The sequence below is a fragment of the Neptuniibacter sp. QD37_6 genome (assembly GCF_047778085.1).
GTDB lineage: Bacteria > Pseudomonadota > Gammaproteobacteria > Pseudomonadales > Balneatricaceae > Neptuniibacter.
Map to the genome: position 1 here is coordinate 1,748,272 of NZ_CP180550.1, position 15,552 is coordinate 1,763,823.

The window sequence follows — 15,552 nt, forward strand, 5'->3', positions numbered from 1 at the left end:
ATGAGTGATATGTCTCAAGCGTTTATGAATGTTAAGCAGCTGGCTGATTATTTGCACCTGAACGAGAAAAAAGTGTATGCAATGGCTGCTGAGGGTGAGATTCCTGCAACTAAACTGACTGGTAAATGGTTGTTCCCCAAGTCACTCGTAGATCGCTGGTTATTGGAGAGCTGCCATAGTGGCATGATGGCCGATCGATTGTTGCTATCTGGTAGTGATGATCCTTTATTACAGGCAGCAGCTAATAGATTGACGCAACATCTCAGAACTAAAGCGTTATTTAGTTATACGGTAACGGGTACAAAGCTTGGTTTAGAGCTTCTTGCCCAGGGGCATGCTGATGCCTGTGCGATTCATTGGGGGCGCGCCGAAGAAAGCGATGTCCGACATCCTGCGCTGTTACAACAGTTCTCGCAATCTAAGCATTGGATTTTGGTTCATTTGTTTAACCGCAGCCAAGGTTTGATTATGCGACCGATGGACCTCGAACGCTTACAAGACCCCAATGAGGCGCTGGATTACAGTACTCGCTGGGTTACACGTCAAGAAGGTGCTGGCTCGCAGCGCTTTTTGAATGAGTGGCTGGCTGGACATGCTTTCCCGCAGGATCAGCTGACTGTAGGCAGTGTTGCATTCTCTGAGCGAGAAGTTGCTTCTTTAATTGCAAAGGGAGAGGCGGATATAGGTCCGGGGACCTTGAGTGCTGCTAGAGAGTTTGGGCTTGGCTTTATCCCAGTGTGCGATGAAAGCTTTGACTTAGTTGTTCCGCGGAATGTCTATTTCCGGAACTTACTGCAAAACTTATTCGAATTCCTTCAGAGTCCAGAGGGTCTATCCTTAGCTCAGCGCCTTCAAGGTTATGATTTAAGTCGATGCGGTCGCCTCATTTGGAGTTCAGATCCAGGCTAAGCGTTCATGGCACGCCTATTGGTTCTTTCTGCGGCTGCAAGGCCATCCAGAATGCCTTCGACACCGCCATCCCCCGTGGGGTTGGCGGTTTTTAGTAGATGGACTTTGAACATGGTTCCAAGCTCTTCTTCTGAGCGGACGGTAATGTCGCCACCATGCCGGCGAATGATGCCGTAACTTACAGATAAACCAAGTCCTGTACCACTTTTTTTAGTCGTAAAGAATGGATCAAATATACGTTCTAGATGTTCTTCGGAAATGCCTTTTCCCTGATCTATAACACTAATGGTTGCGCCTCTAACCTCTCCATCCTCAATCCAATCATCAGTTTGAATAGTTACTACACCTGGGCCTTCTAGTGCGTGGGAGGCGTTGAGTATTAGGTTAACCAGAACTTGCTGTACTTGCTGGCAGTTAACTTCAATAGGACAGGTTGCATGATAATTTCGCTCTACGACCACTTGCTGTTTCTCAAGCGCATGGGAAACTAACTGCAAAGTATCGTCGCTAATACTGTTTAACATTAAATGTTCGTATTGCTCTAAGTACTGACCGGGTCGACTGTACTGCAGTAGGTTGTTAATTAGGGATCTTATCCGATATACCTGCTCAATAACCATGTCTACTTCATCCTGAGCGGGTTTAACGGCATCACCGAGCTCTGCAACCAATAGATCCATATTTCCAAGGATTACCGCTGCTGGGTTATTAATTTCGTGAGCAATACCTGCAGTAAGCTCACCCAATACAGCCAGCTTTTCTTTATCAAGAAGCTGCTTTCGGGTGCTTTTAAGTAGCTTGATATGCTGCTTGAGCGCATCCGTACGGTTTTTTAATGAGCGAGTTCTTTTTTCAACTGTAATCTCTAGCTGATCATTGGCTTGTCTGATCTGTTTCTCGCGCTCTTCAATTAGATCAAGCATGACATCAAACTGTTCGGCTAGCTCAACTAATTCATCGGCTGCTTCAAGTTGCCCGATACGATGGTCGGTTTCGCCGTTACGAATGTCCGTTACCACTTTGTGGATTTTATTAAGTGGGCGGATAATAAGTTGAGTCTTTTTGAAAACAAGGACGGCAGAGACCAGCATGATCAAGGCGATAAGAGAGGCGGATTCGATTAGTGTCTTGTAATAAATCTTGGTAAAGGGGGCCTCTGTAAAACCAGCATAGATCATCCCGATTTTATTGTTGTTGAAATCAAGTAGTGGCTTATAAGCAGAGATGTACCAATCGTTGACTACGAAGGCTCTATTTATCCATGTGTCACCTTTGCGTAAAACTTCTTTCCTAACTTCCGCTGATACCCGTGTTCCGATTGCTCGTTGCTTTAACGTCAGAGGGGTGGAGGATTTGAATGATTCCCTTTCTTGGGGAACATTGGTGCTGATTCGAACGTCATCGAGAAAAAGGGTAACAGTTCCAATTCCGCCTTCTGGTAAGGTGCCTTCTCCGTAAACCAGATCTCGAATGGTATCTACGGCATCAGTGGTATTGTTGAGAATGGTGCCTGAGTCTAATACGCCGATTAGCTGCCCAAAATCATCTGTGATTGGCACGAGAGCGCGAAGTACCATGGAGCGGTCTTCAACTGTTCTGTTGCTTGGGATTGCACGTGGGGTATCTATTAAATTGATATGTCCTTTGTCGCCAAGCCCCATATTAATTTGATCAAGTTCATCTTTATGGATTACTGCCAATCCGGTTAGATTCTCTTTTAATAACAATCTTTTAGAAAGTTCTTGTAATGAGGGTTCTTGAGTTGAGTTTAGCTCTTGCGCATCAATGAATCTCAAGAAATCTAAGGAGCGGCTTTGGCGAATTTCGTGTAACTGGCCTTGCAAAGCGTGACGGTTGTTTTGCTGAAGATTTGTTCTGAATTCGTAACTGTTACCAAGCTGCATCAAAATGTTTTGATGTTCTTGTTGCATATAATTAAGGGTGCCGCTGGCTACAGAAAGGTCTGCGCTAACTTTCATGTAGAGCTGGCGGTCGGTATAGCTGGTCGTCCAATAGGCCGCCATAATGGCAAAGCCTATTGCAGTTAACAGCAAAGGTAGCAGAGTGAGTAATAGAAGTTTGTGTCTTAAGGTGCTGCTGAAATTATACCAACTGGATTTCATGCAGAGATCTCATCAACCGTTTCGTCCTGTTGAGCCCAAGCGGCCAATTTTCGATCTAGAGTTTTTCTGGATACGCCAAGCTCTCGGGCAGTGGAGGACTTGTTGCCAGAATGTTGTTCTAGGGTTAGCAGTATATGGTGCTTTTCAACCTCGTCTAATGACCAGCCTGCAAAACTGCCACAAGCTTTAGGTTCGCTGCTATCTTGCTCTTTGAAGTAATCAGCGGGGAGCTTGCCTAATAAAATGCAGCGTTCAATTAGGTTTTTTAGTTCTCGAATATTGCCTGACCAGTTGTAAGCCTGCATGGCTTTAAGGTCATCATGAGTAAACGGGATAGGTGATAGGCCGAGTTCACGCGACAGCTTTACTGAAAAATGATGGATCAGATCTGGAAGGTCTTCACGGCGATCACGTAACGGTGGCAGGGTGATGCTGAGTACGTTCAAGCGGTAATACAGATCTTCGCGGAAGCGGTTCTCTGCTACTTCTTCTTTTAATTGGCGGTTGGTTGCAGCAATGATGCGTACATCAACGCTTGTTTCTTGCTCGCTCCCTACAGGTCTAACTGCTTTTTGTTCTAAAGCGCGCAAAAGTTTAGCCTGCATAAGTAGCGGGATTTCACCAACTTCGTCAAGAAAGAGAGTGCCGCCGCTAGCAAAATTAAATAGACCTTCACGAGCTTTGTTTGCGCCAGTGAAAGCGCCTTTGGTGTGTCCAAAAAGCTCGGCTTCCAAAAGATCAGGTGCAATAGCGCCACAGTTAACCGGTACGAATGGGCCGCTTCGATTGCTTAGCTGGTGCAGCATGCGTGCTGCTAGTTCTTTACCTGTACCTGTTTCGCCTTCAATAAGTACTGCAGAAGGGGTGTTGGCTACACGGTGGATGACGTCTAGTACTTGCTTAATCGCTGGTCCAGTACCGATCATATCGGTCATAGGGAAGGCGTTATCAACTTCACGACGTAAGACGAAATTTGCTCTTTCCATAGCACGTTTGTCGAGGCAGCGATCAACTGCATTCATCATTTGTTCAAGGCGGAATGGCTTGAGTATAAAATCAGAAGCGCCAGCTCTGAGAGCCTGTATAGCAGTATCCAGATCAGCGTAGGCGGTCATGAATATGATATCACTGCTTCGGTTGGTATCTTCGAAGGCTTCATGCCATTCCATACCAGATCGGCCGGGCAGCTTAATATCAACGATTAAGAGATCAAAGTGGCAGCGTTTTCTGAGTTCTTCAGCTTCTTCAACACTACCTGCGGTTTCTACTAAGGCGAAGCGTTTTGCGAGAGCTTTTTGTAGGAAGCTTCTCATGCCAACTTCGTCATCAACAACCAATACTGATACTGCGGGAGCTTGCGTGCTTTGCAGAGGTGAATTCATTTCAACTCAAATCTCTAAAAATGACCGTGACGGTAATGTCTGGGGAAGGGATCCAATTCTATTGGACAATTTGACCCAGTCAATGTTTTGTGTGGTCATTATGACTCATAAACCTGAAAAGAGTGATAAGACTATTGTTTCATTTTTTCTCAGTTAGCCTAAAAGTTGCTGAATTATTAATCAAAATAACCTATTTTGGTGCGAAAAATAACGTCTTAAAGTCTAAAAGTTAAGCTGCTCTATATCATTGGCATTTAAATTGCTCTCTAGGGTGTCAGGCACGCTAAAACTGCCTGCACAGGGTGTGTGTGGCGCGTGTATTGGATAAATCATAATTATTAAATAAGGAATGAAGAGATGAAAAAGTGGATCGCGGCAGCCCTCTCCACAACTATTTTGGCGGCAACTTCAGTTACAGCGGTTGCTGAAGAACAAATTATCCGTCTTGCAACGACAACGAGTACGTATAATTCTGGTTTGTTAGACAAGTTGTTACCTGTATTCGAAAAGCAGCATGACGCTAAAGTACAAGTAATTGCTGTCGGCACAGGTAAGGCGTTGCGTATGGGTGTGGCAGGTGATGTTGATGTGGTTATGACTCACGCTCCTAAAGCCGAGCAGAAATTCGTAGATGGCGGTTTTGGTGTAAGCCCTAAAAGCGTTATGTATAACGATTTTGTAATCGTTGGCCCAGCAGCTGATCCAGCAAAAATTAAAGATTCTAATAATGTTGCAGATGCTTTAGCGGCCATCGCAAAAGTTAATGCAGATTTTATCTCTCGTGGTGACGACTCAGGTACACACAAAAAAGAGCTTTCTCTATGGGCAGCAACTTCTCAAGGAAAAGAGTTTGCTAACTATAAAGAAGTAGGTCAGGGCATGGGTAAAGTGCTTCAGATCGCTGATGAGCTTAATGGTTATACAATGACTGACCGTGGCACTTGGTTAGCTTATGAAGACCGCCTACAGCTGAAGCTTTTGGTTCAGGGTGACAAGCGTTTATTCAACCCGTACCAGATCATTCAGGTTAACCCAAAACTACACAGTGGGTTAAATGTAAAAGGCGCTGAACAGCTTTCTAACTGGTTCGTATCTTCAGAAGGTCAAAAGATGATCAATGATTTCCGTATCAAAGGTAAAGCTTTGTTTCATGGTTCTGCACAAGCAGAAGTAGCGACTAAGTAAACAATTATTTAGTATGTTGCCTGTGAATGCTAACTGATTGCTTTCACAGGCTCTTTTTCCTGATGTAGTAGTGAATAATGCAAGATAATCTGTTAGATACGTCGATGTTGGCTCTGCAGTTGTTGTTTAGTTTTGATGCAGATCTTTGGAATATTATTGGCGTTTCTTTTCGAGTTTCAATTACAGCAATCGCGATTGCCACTGTGCCCGCTATTTTAGTGGGTTTTTTATTGGCGATGTGTGATTTTAAAGGGCGTTCAATTGTTATTGCTCTATTTAATGCGCTAATGGCAGTTCCTACAGTAGTGGTCGGCTTAACTTTATATCTTATGTTGTCGCGTAGCGGGCCATTTGGGGATCTGCATTTGTTGTTTACGCAACCCGCCATGATTATTGGTCAGGTTATGCTGGCGTTTCCGCTTTTGGTTTGCATGAGTCATTCTGCTTTTCAAGCCGTTGATAGAAGGGCTTGGGAAACTGCGCGAACATTAGGTGCAGGTTACACTTTTTCAATTATCACGATTATGCGGGAAGCAAGATTCGCTTTGCTTGCTGTCGTGGTAGCAGGTTTTGGTCGAATCATCTCAGAAGTTGGTTGTTCGATGATGGTCGGCGGCAACATTATGGGTTATACGCGAAATATTCCGACAGCGATTGCGCTGGAAACGAGTAAGGGGATGTTCGCTCAAGGAGTGGCACTTGGTTTGGTTTTATTGGTGCTTGCTCTATTTTTGAATTTCACCTTGGCGTCAGTACGAGGTAAAGGTCAGGCAGTCTAACGGCTTGATTGTGAGGATGTTATGAGTATCGAATTAAATGCTAGCAATCTGGTAAAGCGTTTTGACCAACGAGAGCTATTTAATATTGATCAATTGACGTTGAAAGAGGGCGAGAGCTTTCACCTGAGTGGTGATAACGGTGCTGGTAAGACAACGCTGATGAAAATTTTGGCAGGCCTAGATAAGCCTTGTGAAGGCTCGGTTACGGTAACGCCAAATAATCGTAGTTTTCTTAACACAAAATTGCACCCTAAGGTCGTTTACCTTCATCAAACACCATACATCTTCGCTGGCACAGTGAAAGATAATATTGCTTATGGTTTACGCCTTCGTGGTGAATCTAGACAAAAAATCAAAACACTAGTAGCTAAAGGGTTGGCTTGGTCTCGCCTAGAGTCTTTGGCTGAACAGCAGGCGCATTCTTTGTCTGGTGGTGAAAAGCAACGTTTGGCGCTTGCTCGCGCGTGGGTTTTGAATCCAGGTCTTCTATTTCTTGATGAGCCAACAGCCAATCTAGATCGTAAATCGGTAGAAACTGTTGCTGAATTAGTTAAAGAGATGGTTGATGGCGGTACCGCAGTCATGGTTTCTAGTCATCAAAGTAATTGTGTGACCGAGCTTTGTCAGCGCAACTTGTTGCTAGAAAATGGTTCTATAAAAGAAACAGCTCAATTAAATGAGGCTAATCAATATGCATAATCCTGATCAAGTGACTGCCGTTATTCTTGCTGGTGGTATGGCTCGCCGAATGGGGGGGGTAGATAAAGGCTGGATGGAGCTAAATGGTAAGCCGCTGATTAAGCATGTTTTAGATGTTGTTCAGCCACAAGTGGCGCGCTGTATGATCAACGCAAATCGTAGTATGGATGCCTATGGTACATTGGGATTGCCGGTTATTTCTGATCTTGAAGGTGATTTTCAAGGGCCATTAATGGGGATTGCTACCGGTCTTCATCATGCTGCTACAGATTGGGTGTTATTTGCACCATGTGATGGGCCGTTTTTACCTCCAGTCTTAGTTCGTCGTATGTTGCTTCAAGCACGTGAACAAAAGGCAGAAATTGCTGTAGCAACTGATGGCAAGCGTATGCAGCCGGTTGTTGCTTTGATTCATCGCGATCTACTAGAAAGTGTCCAGAAAGCGTTGGCTGCTGGTGAACGTAAGATCGACCGTTGGTATGCTCAGCATAACTACACGGAAGTTGATTTCTCTGATTTCCCTGAGGCTTTCACCAATGTGAATCGTCGCGATGATCTCGATGATCTTCAACAGATGCCAAAACTACTTGGCTTTGCAGCTTGGAGTGGTACAGGCAAAACTACATTATTGAAAAAGCTGATCCCAGCTCTAAAAGAAGATGGTATTCGTGTTGGTGTTATTAAGCATGCTCACCATAAATTCGATGTTGATCATCCTGGTAAAGATAGTTACGAGCTTAGAAAAGCAGGTGCTGATCAGATGCTGATTAGCTCAGGTAAGCGTTGGGCGTTAATGGTTGAGCAGGATCAGGGTGATCGTCCATCTCTAAACCATATGTTAAGTCGTATGGATCACTCTCTTTTAGATCTGGTCTTGGTAGAGGGCTTTAAGCAGGAGTCTTTTCCAAAGATCGAGTTGCATCGTAAAGAGATCAATAAAGGCTTAATGTACCTTGAAGATGAAAACATAATTGCGGTGGCTTCTGATGAGCCATTACAATTGCATCGAGAACTACCCTTGTTCAACATTAATGACACAGATGAAATTCTGCGTTTTATTAAAGAGTACATCAGCTAGGTAATTGATTGATGAGCGAAGTGTTAAGTTGTTTTGATCCGGCCGCAAATCCGGGTGGTATGTTACCTGTTCCTGAAAGTATTCAGACCATACTTAATCAAATTGATATTCAAAGCAGCACCGAAACTGTAGCTGTTTCAGAGGCGATTAATCGCATTCTGGCAGTGGATTTGGTTTCTGGCATTAATGTTCCGCAACAACGAAACTCTGCGATGGACGGTTATGCTGTAGCAGCTGATGGTTTATCTGGTGAATCCTTAGACGTTATTGGTCGTGTTTTTGCGGGTGAGGCCTTCTTGGGTCAGCTCGGGCCTAATCAGGCAGTAGAAATCATGACGGGGGCGCCAGTGCCCGAGGGTGCTGATAGCGTCATCATTAAAGAGGCATGTACACGAGATGGTGAGCAATTAACTTTCGTTGGGTCGGTCAAAAAAGGGCAGAATGTCAGAGAGGCGGGTGAGGACATCGCTGAAGGAGAGACGGCGCTTAAAGCGGGATGTCTTTTACGTCCTCAAGAGTTAGGTTTAATCGCTTCACTAGGTCATACTGAGGTGACAGCCTATCGATCTTTAAAGGTCGCCATCTTCTCTACGGGTGATGAAGTTACAGCGCAAGGTCAACCGTTACCTGAAAACTGCATTTACGATACAAATCGTTTTTCTCTTACCGGGCTTTTGCAGCGTTTAGGCTGCGAGGTGATTGATTACGGAATTATCGAAGATTCTCAGCAGGCAATGGAAGAGACCTTACGTAAGGCATCTAATGAAGCCGATATGGTAATCTCCTCTGGTGGCGTATCGATGGGGCAGGCCGATTTTATTAAAGATGCGTTGGCTGCTGTAGGTAAAATCAATTTCTGGCGTATAGCGATGCGTCCAGGTCGTCCGCTAGCCTTCGGCAAGTTGGGCCATACACCGTTTTTCGGACTGCCGGGTAATCCAGTTGCTGTGATGGTGACGTTTACTCAGTTTGTTCAGCCTGCGTTGCGTAAAATGGCGGGGGAGATAAATTGGCAACCAAGACGTATGGTGGCAATTGCTGAGACTTCTCTTCGATCTAGGCCGGGTAGGACTGATTACAGCCGTGGTGTTTATTCAATTAATGACAATGGCGAATTGGTTGTTAGGTCTACAGGCAGTCAAGGCTCTGGCATCTTAACCTCTATGGTTTCTGCCAATTGTTTAATCGAGATCTCTGATGAGTTTGCAGGTATCGATGCAGGGCAAAAGGTCACTATTCAGCCATTCTCAGATCTTGTCTAAAGAGCTTTTCGATTTTTCAAATAAGGGCTGATTAAGGCCCTTTTTTTGTAACTGAATTTGTCATATCGCTTTCATTGTTTGGTCATAAAAATAAGGTTTCATTAACTAACTTAATCAAGCCCGTAACGGGCTGTTAGTAATGAATTAGGACTGATAGATGAGTAGCAAACTTCGATTGGCTAATTTGCCATTAGAGCAGGATGAAATGGAAGAAGACTATATGGATGGTCAATACGCGGATCATCAGCGTAGGAAGGTAGCGAAAGGAAAGCGCAAAAAGCAGGGCTCTGATAATTATATGGAACAGCGCTCTTTAAAGCGTGATTTCGATATGAATATGCCGAATTTCTAAGTCGTTTGCATAAAAAAGGAGCTTATTTAAGCTGTACTAGCTCAGACCTGATCTGACAGTTACCCGTTCTTTCCAGTGCTACTGTCAGATTAGATTTGGGCTAAATTCTTTTCAGCCCAAATCTGTTTTCCATCAAGCAATGTTTCCAGTGGCGTTCTGCCACAGCACATTTTCCCCTGATGAGTTCGTTCATTGTTGTAATAATCCAGCCATTCGTCCAGATCTTTTTGCAGTTCTTCCAGTGAAGCATAGAGCTTTTTACGGAACGTAACCTGATAAAACTCGTTCAATATCGTTTTATGGAAGCGCTCACAGATACCGTTAGTCTGTGGGTGTCTCGCTTTGGTTTTCGTGTGATCAATATCGTTGATGGCGAGATATAGCTGGTAATCGTGCTGCTCAACCTTGCCACAGTATTCCGTGCCTCGATCAGTCAGGATACGCAGCATAGGCAGCTCCTGAGCCTCAAAGAATGGTAATACACGATCATTCAATACATCGGCTGAGGTAATTGGGGTTTTCGTCGTGTAGAGCTTAGCGAACGCTACCTTGCTGTACGTATCAACAAAGGTTTGCTGATATATCCTGCCAACCCCTTTTAGATTACCCACGTAGAACGTGTCCTGAGAACCCAGATAGCCAGGATGATGCGTTTCTATTTCACCGCAGGCTTCGTCATCTTGTTTCTTCTTCTCAAGCGCAGCCACTTGGTCATCCGTCAGAATGATACCTTCACTCGCAACCTTTGCTTCCAGAGCCGAAAGGCGCTTTTTAAAGTTTTCTAAGTTATGACGTAGCCAGATGGAACGAACACCACTGCCCGATACAAACACGCCAGCTTTACGCAGTTCGTTACTGGTTCGGGCTTGGCCATGAGCGGGGAAAGCTATCGCGTGTTCAATGACAGCGTTCTCAATCTGCTCATCTACACGGTTTTTGACATTGGGCGTTCTGCGAGATCGGTTGATCAGTGAATCAACACCGCCTTCCTCAACAAGTTCCTGATAGCGATAAAACGTATCACGGGAGACACCCATTACTTTGCAGGCTTTTGAGACGTTTCCAAGTTCTTCCGCAAGGTTGAGTAAGCCTGCTTTGTGTTTAATGATGGGATTGCTAGTATGCAACATGAGAGTTACCTTTGTTTTGATTTAAGATTTCAGCACCTTTATCAAAACGGGTAACTCTCTCTTTCTCAAGAAGATATGTCAGATTAGGTCGAGACTAATTCATTTAAGCTCCTTTTTTATTGGATTTTGCAGAATTAGCTAGCTCTTTTTCTTTGCAGAAGACTTGCGGCCAATAACTTGGGTGCGCGTTGCTTTATTGTGCTTCTTCTTAGGGCCTTTCTTGTGAATGCGCTTTCTCAGACCTTCTCGACTACCCACCTCGTAGCCTTTGCGGAATATACGTTTGATCGGTGTGCCAATAAGGCGTTCAATGCTATCTAAAGCACTTTCTTCCTCTCGGCTTACAAAAGATATAGCCTTGCCTTGTGTCCCTGCTCGGCCTGTACGGCCCACACGGTGTACATAGTCTTCGGCAAGGTAGGGAAGATTGTAATTTACAACGTGTTCTAATCCTTGAATATCCAATCCACGCGCAGCAACTTCGGTTGCAACCAGTACTTGGATTTTACCCGCTTTAAAATCTGCAACAGCTCGACGGCGCGCGCCTTGGCTTTTATCACCGTGACAAATAACAGCTTCAATGCCGTCTACTTTAAGATCAAGCATAAGCTCGTTAGCTTGAGCTTTTGTGCTGGTGAATACCAATACTTGGAACCAATTTTCTTCCTGTATCAGCTCCGCAAAAAGGTCTGCTTTACGCTTCTCCTCCACCGGGTACACAACATGATCAACTGTGTCTGCAATCGAGTTCTGTCTAGCTGCTTTAATCTGCTCAGGCTTCTTCTGAATTTTTCTGGACAGCTTGTGGACAGCGTCAGATAGAGTGGCAGAGAAGAGTAGGGTTTGCTTTGAAGAAGGTGTAGCTTCCAATATAGTCAGCACATCTGTGACAAAGCCCATATCAAGCATACGATCAGCTTCATCAAGTACGGCAAATTCAGTTTTGCTAAGATCTACATTGCTACCGCTTAAGTGTTCGATTAAGCGGCCTGGTGTGGCAATCAGTAGGTCTGCACCGTGACGTAATTTCTTCTTCTGGGTATCAAGGTTTACGCCACCATAAACGGCCAAGACTCGAAGATTCAGGTGTTTATTGTACCGGCCAATCGTTTCTGCAAGCTGCTGTGCGAGCTCACGAGTAGGCGTTAGGATAATAGAGCGAATCTGACGCTCAGCTAAGTCACGCGGATTATCGGAAATTTTCTGCAGAATTGGGATGGAAAAGGCTGCTGTTTTACCTGTGCCTGTTTGGGCATTGGCAAGCAGATCTTTGCCGCGGCGGCCGGGCACAATTGCTTGCTCTTGAATTGGGGTCATGTCTGTATAGCCGCATTCATCCAGAGCTTGTTGTAACTCAGGTGATAGGTCTAGCGATGAAAATTTCATATTGCCCCTCAAGAGACTTGCAAAAAGCGGCAATTATAAAGCAATTCAATCTAATTAGTCATAGTCGTGTGATTCAGATCATACTATGTTAGGTACTAAAGTAGGCAAACGCTTGTTTGATGATTTATAGTAGACTCACAAACAAGGTAGAGCTTATAACTTATTGAATAGAGAAGAGAAATGACGTTAGCGGATAGTAAGAAACTGACAGTAATCTTCCGTATCGAACCTGGGTGTTTAGGTCCTGAAGGGTTGAGTCATGTTGATAAATTTTGCATTCAAGCAGGTTTAAAATTACAAAGATCCGCGCCAGCTTATATCACATGGCAGGTTGAGCCGCGTCATGATAAAACACTCCCTGAAATTGATTATGCCATACTTGGTAGGGCGTTAAGCCGTGATCATGCTAAGCGTTACTTAAGTCACTTCGATCAACAGATTGATAGTTTCGAAATGGAAGCTTTTGATGAGCTTCCAGATATTATTGATCAGTATTTTGGTCGCTAATACCTAACTTTCCTTTCGCTAATCTTTTAGATCTGCTTGCTATACTTAAGCTCATTAGGGTTCGCCCTTGAAGAGTTTGGGTATATGCATGCGTTCCTATCTTTTTCTTATTTCTTGTCTTCTGTTACCTAATACCAGTTTCGCAGAGAAGCAGGTTATCAATATCGCAGCCATTGATTGGTGCCCGCAGATCTGCCCTGAAGCTGACGACCCCGGCTACATTATCGACTTGGTTAAGCAGATTTACAGTGATACGCAGTATGAATTAGATATTCGTATTTATCCTTGGAGCCGAGCTTTATCTATGACTCAACAGGGGCGAGTTCATGCTGTTCTATCTCCAGCTAAACCTGAAGCGCCCGATCTTCTTTACCCGATAAATGAAGTGGGTACACAGCGTATGTGCTTTTTTACCGATAGAGAAAAGGAGTGGCAGTACGAGAATATTCATAGCCTTAAGAATAAACAGTTTGGCTTATCTACAGATACTTCTATTGAAGAATTAAATGATTACGCATTACTTAATCCTGAGCAGTTTCAATACCTTCCATATAATGAACGCCACATAGTCCAGCAGGCTAAAAAAGTGCTGCGAAATCGAATTCATGCTTTCTTATTTACGTACAACAGTACTGTATATACGTTAAAAAATGCGGGTAAGTGGGATAGGTTTAAAAGTGCAGGTTGTGTACAAGAAGCAAATATCTATATGGCTTTTTCACCGCAAATTAATATGCAAGATGATATTAAGAAAATGATGGAGGTCTTTGATGAAAAGATGGCCATCCTAAAGCGGGGGGATGGTATTGCGCAGGTGATGAGCCATTATGGTTTGGATGACTGGAGAGCTAAATAGTTTAGCTATCGACACTGTGCTTAGTAATCAAAGGGTGAGATTTCACCAGAATAATCGAGCTTATTCCCGCAATGATTGCAGTAAGAGGTGCTAGCTTTTTGGTCGCTGCCGCAAGTTTGGCAAGTGACTTTGATAGAATCCCGTTTCGCTCGTTGGTCTATGATATCCGCCATCTTTTCTTTTAAGTCGGTACTACATTCAAGGTCGCTTTCTTGAATAATGTTCCAAAGAGATTCTGTAATCAGAGACAGTGTTTCTAACTTCAGTTCTAAGGCGTTAATTCGGGCTGAATTGATCTCAGATTCAAGCGTTGGGCTAGATTCGAGTGTTTTTTCGACAGTAGCTTCTTTATCGGTCATCACAATGCCTAGTCGACTGGAGCGTATTTATATTTGAGTGTAATCGCTTGTTTTGATTAGCGACAGGGAAAGATATAGCTCTTTAAACGGCTTTAAAGAGCTATAGATTTGTTTACCTATTCTTCGTCTAGAAAATATACGGAACCTTGAAGCAGGAGTGCCTTCAATAGCTGTAGATTTTCTTCAGTGGGTTCTATCTGTTCGTGATACAGATTGGCGCAAAGGCTTTCGGCTAAAGTTACTTGTCCTTCTGAGCATGCACAGCCTTTGCCATCAACGAACAGGATAAAGTGATCATCCAATCGGTTAAAAGCAAAGCGTGAACCCTCACTGCGACAAAGCGGAATACCGGCTTCTAATAACTCGGTGATCTCTTCCTCGTCCATCTCGCAAACTTGATCAGCCCCGTGCTCCGGATTCTTTGGTTCAGTCATAAACTGGCCAAACCAGTGAGTTAGTAGCTCAGGGCTATCGATGTACTCTTTTAAGGCTGATTTAACGCGCTCTAATGCTTGATCGGTGATCTCGCCTGGGTTTGCCTGTAGAGCAAGATCAGAATCGCTATAGCGGTCTTCTGCTTTAGTAATATCAGACAGATAATCGGTAAAGCCAGACATCATCTCTTGATGAGAAGGTGCTCTGAAGCCTACAGAGTAAGTCATGCAATCATTGCCAATGGCAAAGCCGTTATGACCAACCCGAGGTGGAACATACAGCATATCGCCTGGCTGAAGATCCCATATGTGTTCTGGTTCCCATTCAGGCAAAATCATAACAGGAACGTCTGGGCGACGTGGTGAATCTTCACCATAGATACCGCCAACTTCCCAGCGTCGAGTTCCTGAAGCTTGGATCAGAAAGACATCATAATTATCGTAATGTGGACCTACGCCACCGCCGTCCGCCGCATAGCTGATCATAAGATCATCTAGTCGCCAATTTGGTACAAAACGGAATTGTTCGAGTAGCTCGTTTGCTTCAGGGATCCAGTGATCGACTGATTGCACGAGTAGGGTCCAGTGCGAGTCAGGAAGTTCAGCGAAAGTATCTTCCTTTAGAGGACCGTGTTTTAAAGACCAATCTTTATCGTCCGGTGACTGCATTATCAGGCGCGATTCTACGTCTTCCTCTAATGCCATGCCGGCTAACTCGTCAGCCGTAACAGGTGGCTCAAAATTAGGAAAGGCGTTGCGAATAAGTAAAGGCTTCTTCTGCCAGTATTCAGCTAAAAATGTTTCTATGCTGATGTCACCAAACGGAGATTTCACTTGTCAATTAACTCCATAAGCTGTTCGATTGCTTCTTCCATTTCAGCGTAAACTTTGCGCTTGTCACGATTGGCTAGAGCAGCAAGCTTGTTGTTACCAACTTTCTTGATGCCTTTCTGCAGAGTTGTAGCGCATTCGCGTATGCCAGCAGCGTTATAACCAACTGTTTTGGACTCTTGGTGCATCTTTTCGATGTTGTCGCGAAGCTCGTCAGCCTGTTTCAGTAGTGCTTGTAAATTCTCTTCCATCTTTTGGCCTTGTCGTAGGTTGTATAGTT

The 15,552-nt window shown here is 44.2% G+C and carries 16 protein-coding genes; 9 read left to right on the forward strand and 7 right to left on the reverse strand.

From position 1 onward, the window contains the following. A complete protein-coding gene (locus ACMXYO_RS08220) occupies nt 1–909 on the forward strand; it encodes a substrate-binding domain-containing protein (RefSeq protein ID WP_415881331.1) in 909 nt (302 codons plus the stop codon). On the opposite strand, the gene ACMXYO_RS08225 is transcribed toward ACMXYO_RS08220, so the two are convergent. Beyond that, entirely contained in the window at nt 906–3,032 is a 2,127-nt protein-coding gene (locus tag ACMXYO_RS08225) for a cache domain-containing protein (protein WP_415888009.1), read from the reverse strand. The two genes, ACMXYO_RS08220 and ACMXYO_RS08225, sit on opposite strands and share 4 nt — an antisense overlap. Next, on the reverse strand, nt 3,029–4,414 hold the full coding sequence (locus ACMXYO_RS08230; protein WP_415888010.1) for a sigma-54-dependent transcriptional regulator: 1,386 nt from the start codon (nt 4,412–4,414) through the stop codon (nt 3,029–3,031). The genes ACMXYO_RS08225 and ACMXYO_RS08230 overlap by 4 nt, the downstream gene beginning before the upstream one ends. A 357-nt stretch (nt 4,415–4,771) precedes the next feature. Between ACMXYO_RS08230 and ACMXYO_RS08235 the strand changes: the two genes are divergently transcribed. The 6 genes from ACMXYO_RS08235 (at nt 4,772) to ACMXYO_RS08260 (ending at nt 9,769) form a co-directional block, all read left to right on the forward strand. After that, entirely contained in the window at nt 4,772–5,599 is an 828-nt protein-coding gene (locus ACMXYO_RS08235; protein ID WP_415888011.1) for a substrate-binding domain-containing protein, read from the forward strand. 77 nt (nt 5,600–5,676) lie between these two features. Then, the gene (locus tag ACMXYO_RS08240) at nt 5,677–6,378 is read left to right on the forward strand and encodes an ABC transporter permease (RefSeq protein ID WP_415888012.1); all 702 of its coding nucleotides are present in this window, start codon (nt 5,677–5,679) and stop codon (nt 6,376–6,378) included. A 21-nt stretch (nt 6,379–6,399) separates the two neighbouring features. Further along, entirely contained in the window at nt 6,400–7,077 is a 678-nt protein-coding gene (locus ACMXYO_RS08245) for an energy-coupling factor ABC transporter ATP-binding protein (RefSeq protein WP_415888013.1), read from the forward strand. Further along, a complete protein-coding gene (gene mobA / locus ACMXYO_RS08250) occupies nt 7,070–8,155 on the forward strand; it encodes a molybdenum cofactor guanylyltransferase MobA (RefSeq protein WP_415888014.1) in 1,086 nt (361 codons plus the stop codon). The genes ACMXYO_RS08245 and mobA overlap by 8 nt, the downstream gene beginning before the upstream one ends. Nucleotides 8,156–8,166: 11 nt before the next feature. Continuing rightward, nucleotides 8,167–9,417 (forward strand): bifunctional molybdopterin-guanine dinucleotide biosynthesis adaptor protein MobB/molybdopterin molybdotransferase MoeA, encoded by a 1,251-nt coding sequence (locus tag ACMXYO_RS08255; RefSeq protein WP_415888015.1) that lies wholly within the window; start codon nt 8,167–8,169, stop codon nt 9,415–9,417. Nucleotides 9,418–9,574: 157 nt separating this feature from the next. Continuing rightward, entirely contained in the window at nt 9,575–9,769 is a 195-nt protein-coding gene (locus tag ACMXYO_RS08260) for a hypothetical protein (RefSeq protein WP_415888016.1), read from the forward strand. Between the two features lie 89 nt (nt 9,770–9,858). Here the strand turns inward: ACMXYO_RS08260 and ACMXYO_RS08265 are convergent, their stop codons facing one another. Together ACMXYO_RS08265 and ACMXYO_RS08270 are read right to left on the reverse strand one after the other, a co-directional pair. Next, nucleotides 9,859–10,899 (reverse strand): IS481 family transposase, encoded by a 1,041-nt coding sequence (locus ACMXYO_RS08265; RefSeq protein WP_415884719.1) that lies wholly within the window; start codon nt 10,897–10,899, stop codon nt 9,859–9,861. A gap of 138 nt (nt 10,900–11,037) precedes the next feature. Next, nucleotides 11,038–12,285 (reverse strand): DEAD/DEAH box helicase, encoded by a 1,248-nt coding sequence (locus tag ACMXYO_RS08270; RefSeq protein WP_415888017.1) that lies wholly within the window; start codon nt 12,283–12,285, stop codon nt 11,038–11,040. 180 nt (nt 12,286–12,465) lie between these two features. Between ACMXYO_RS08270 and ACMXYO_RS08275 the strand changes: the two genes are divergently transcribed. Both ACMXYO_RS08275 and ACMXYO_RS08280 read left to right on the forward strand, forming a co-directional pair. Further along, on the forward strand, nt 12,466–12,792 hold the full coding sequence (locus tag ACMXYO_RS08275) for a hypothetical protein (RefSeq protein ID WP_415888018.1): 327 nt from the start codon (nt 12,466–12,468) through the stop codon (nt 12,790–12,792). An 88-nt stretch (nt 12,793–12,880) separates the two neighbouring features. Continuing rightward, entirely contained in the window at nt 12,881–13,648 is a 768-nt protein-coding gene (locus ACMXYO_RS08280; RefSeq protein ID WP_415888019.1) for a hypothetical protein, read from the forward strand. A 20-nt stretch (nt 13,649–13,668) separates the two neighbouring features. On the opposite strand, the gene ACMXYO_RS08285 is transcribed toward ACMXYO_RS08280, so the two are convergent. From ACMXYO_RS08285 to ACMXYO_RS08295, 3 genes are all read right to left on the reverse strand, one after another. Continuing rightward, entirely contained in the window at nt 13,669–14,007 is a 339-nt protein-coding gene (locus tag ACMXYO_RS08285; RefSeq protein ID WP_415888020.1) for a hypothetical protein, read from the reverse strand. Nucleotides 14,008–14,123: 116 nt separating this feature from the next. Next, on the reverse strand, nt 14,124–15,275 hold the full coding sequence (locus tag ACMXYO_RS08290) for a JmjC domain-containing protein (protein ID WP_415888021.1): 1,152 nt from the start codon (nt 15,273–15,275) through the stop codon (nt 14,124–14,126). Next, a complete protein-coding gene (locus ACMXYO_RS08295; RefSeq protein ID WP_415888022.1) occupies nt 15,272–15,523 on the reverse strand; it encodes a hypothetical protein in 252 nt (83 codons plus the stop codon). Before ACMXYO_RS08295 ends, ACMXYO_RS08290 begins: the two co-directional genes overlap by 4 nt. Between the last annotated feature and the right edge of the window lie 29 nt (nt 15,524–15,552).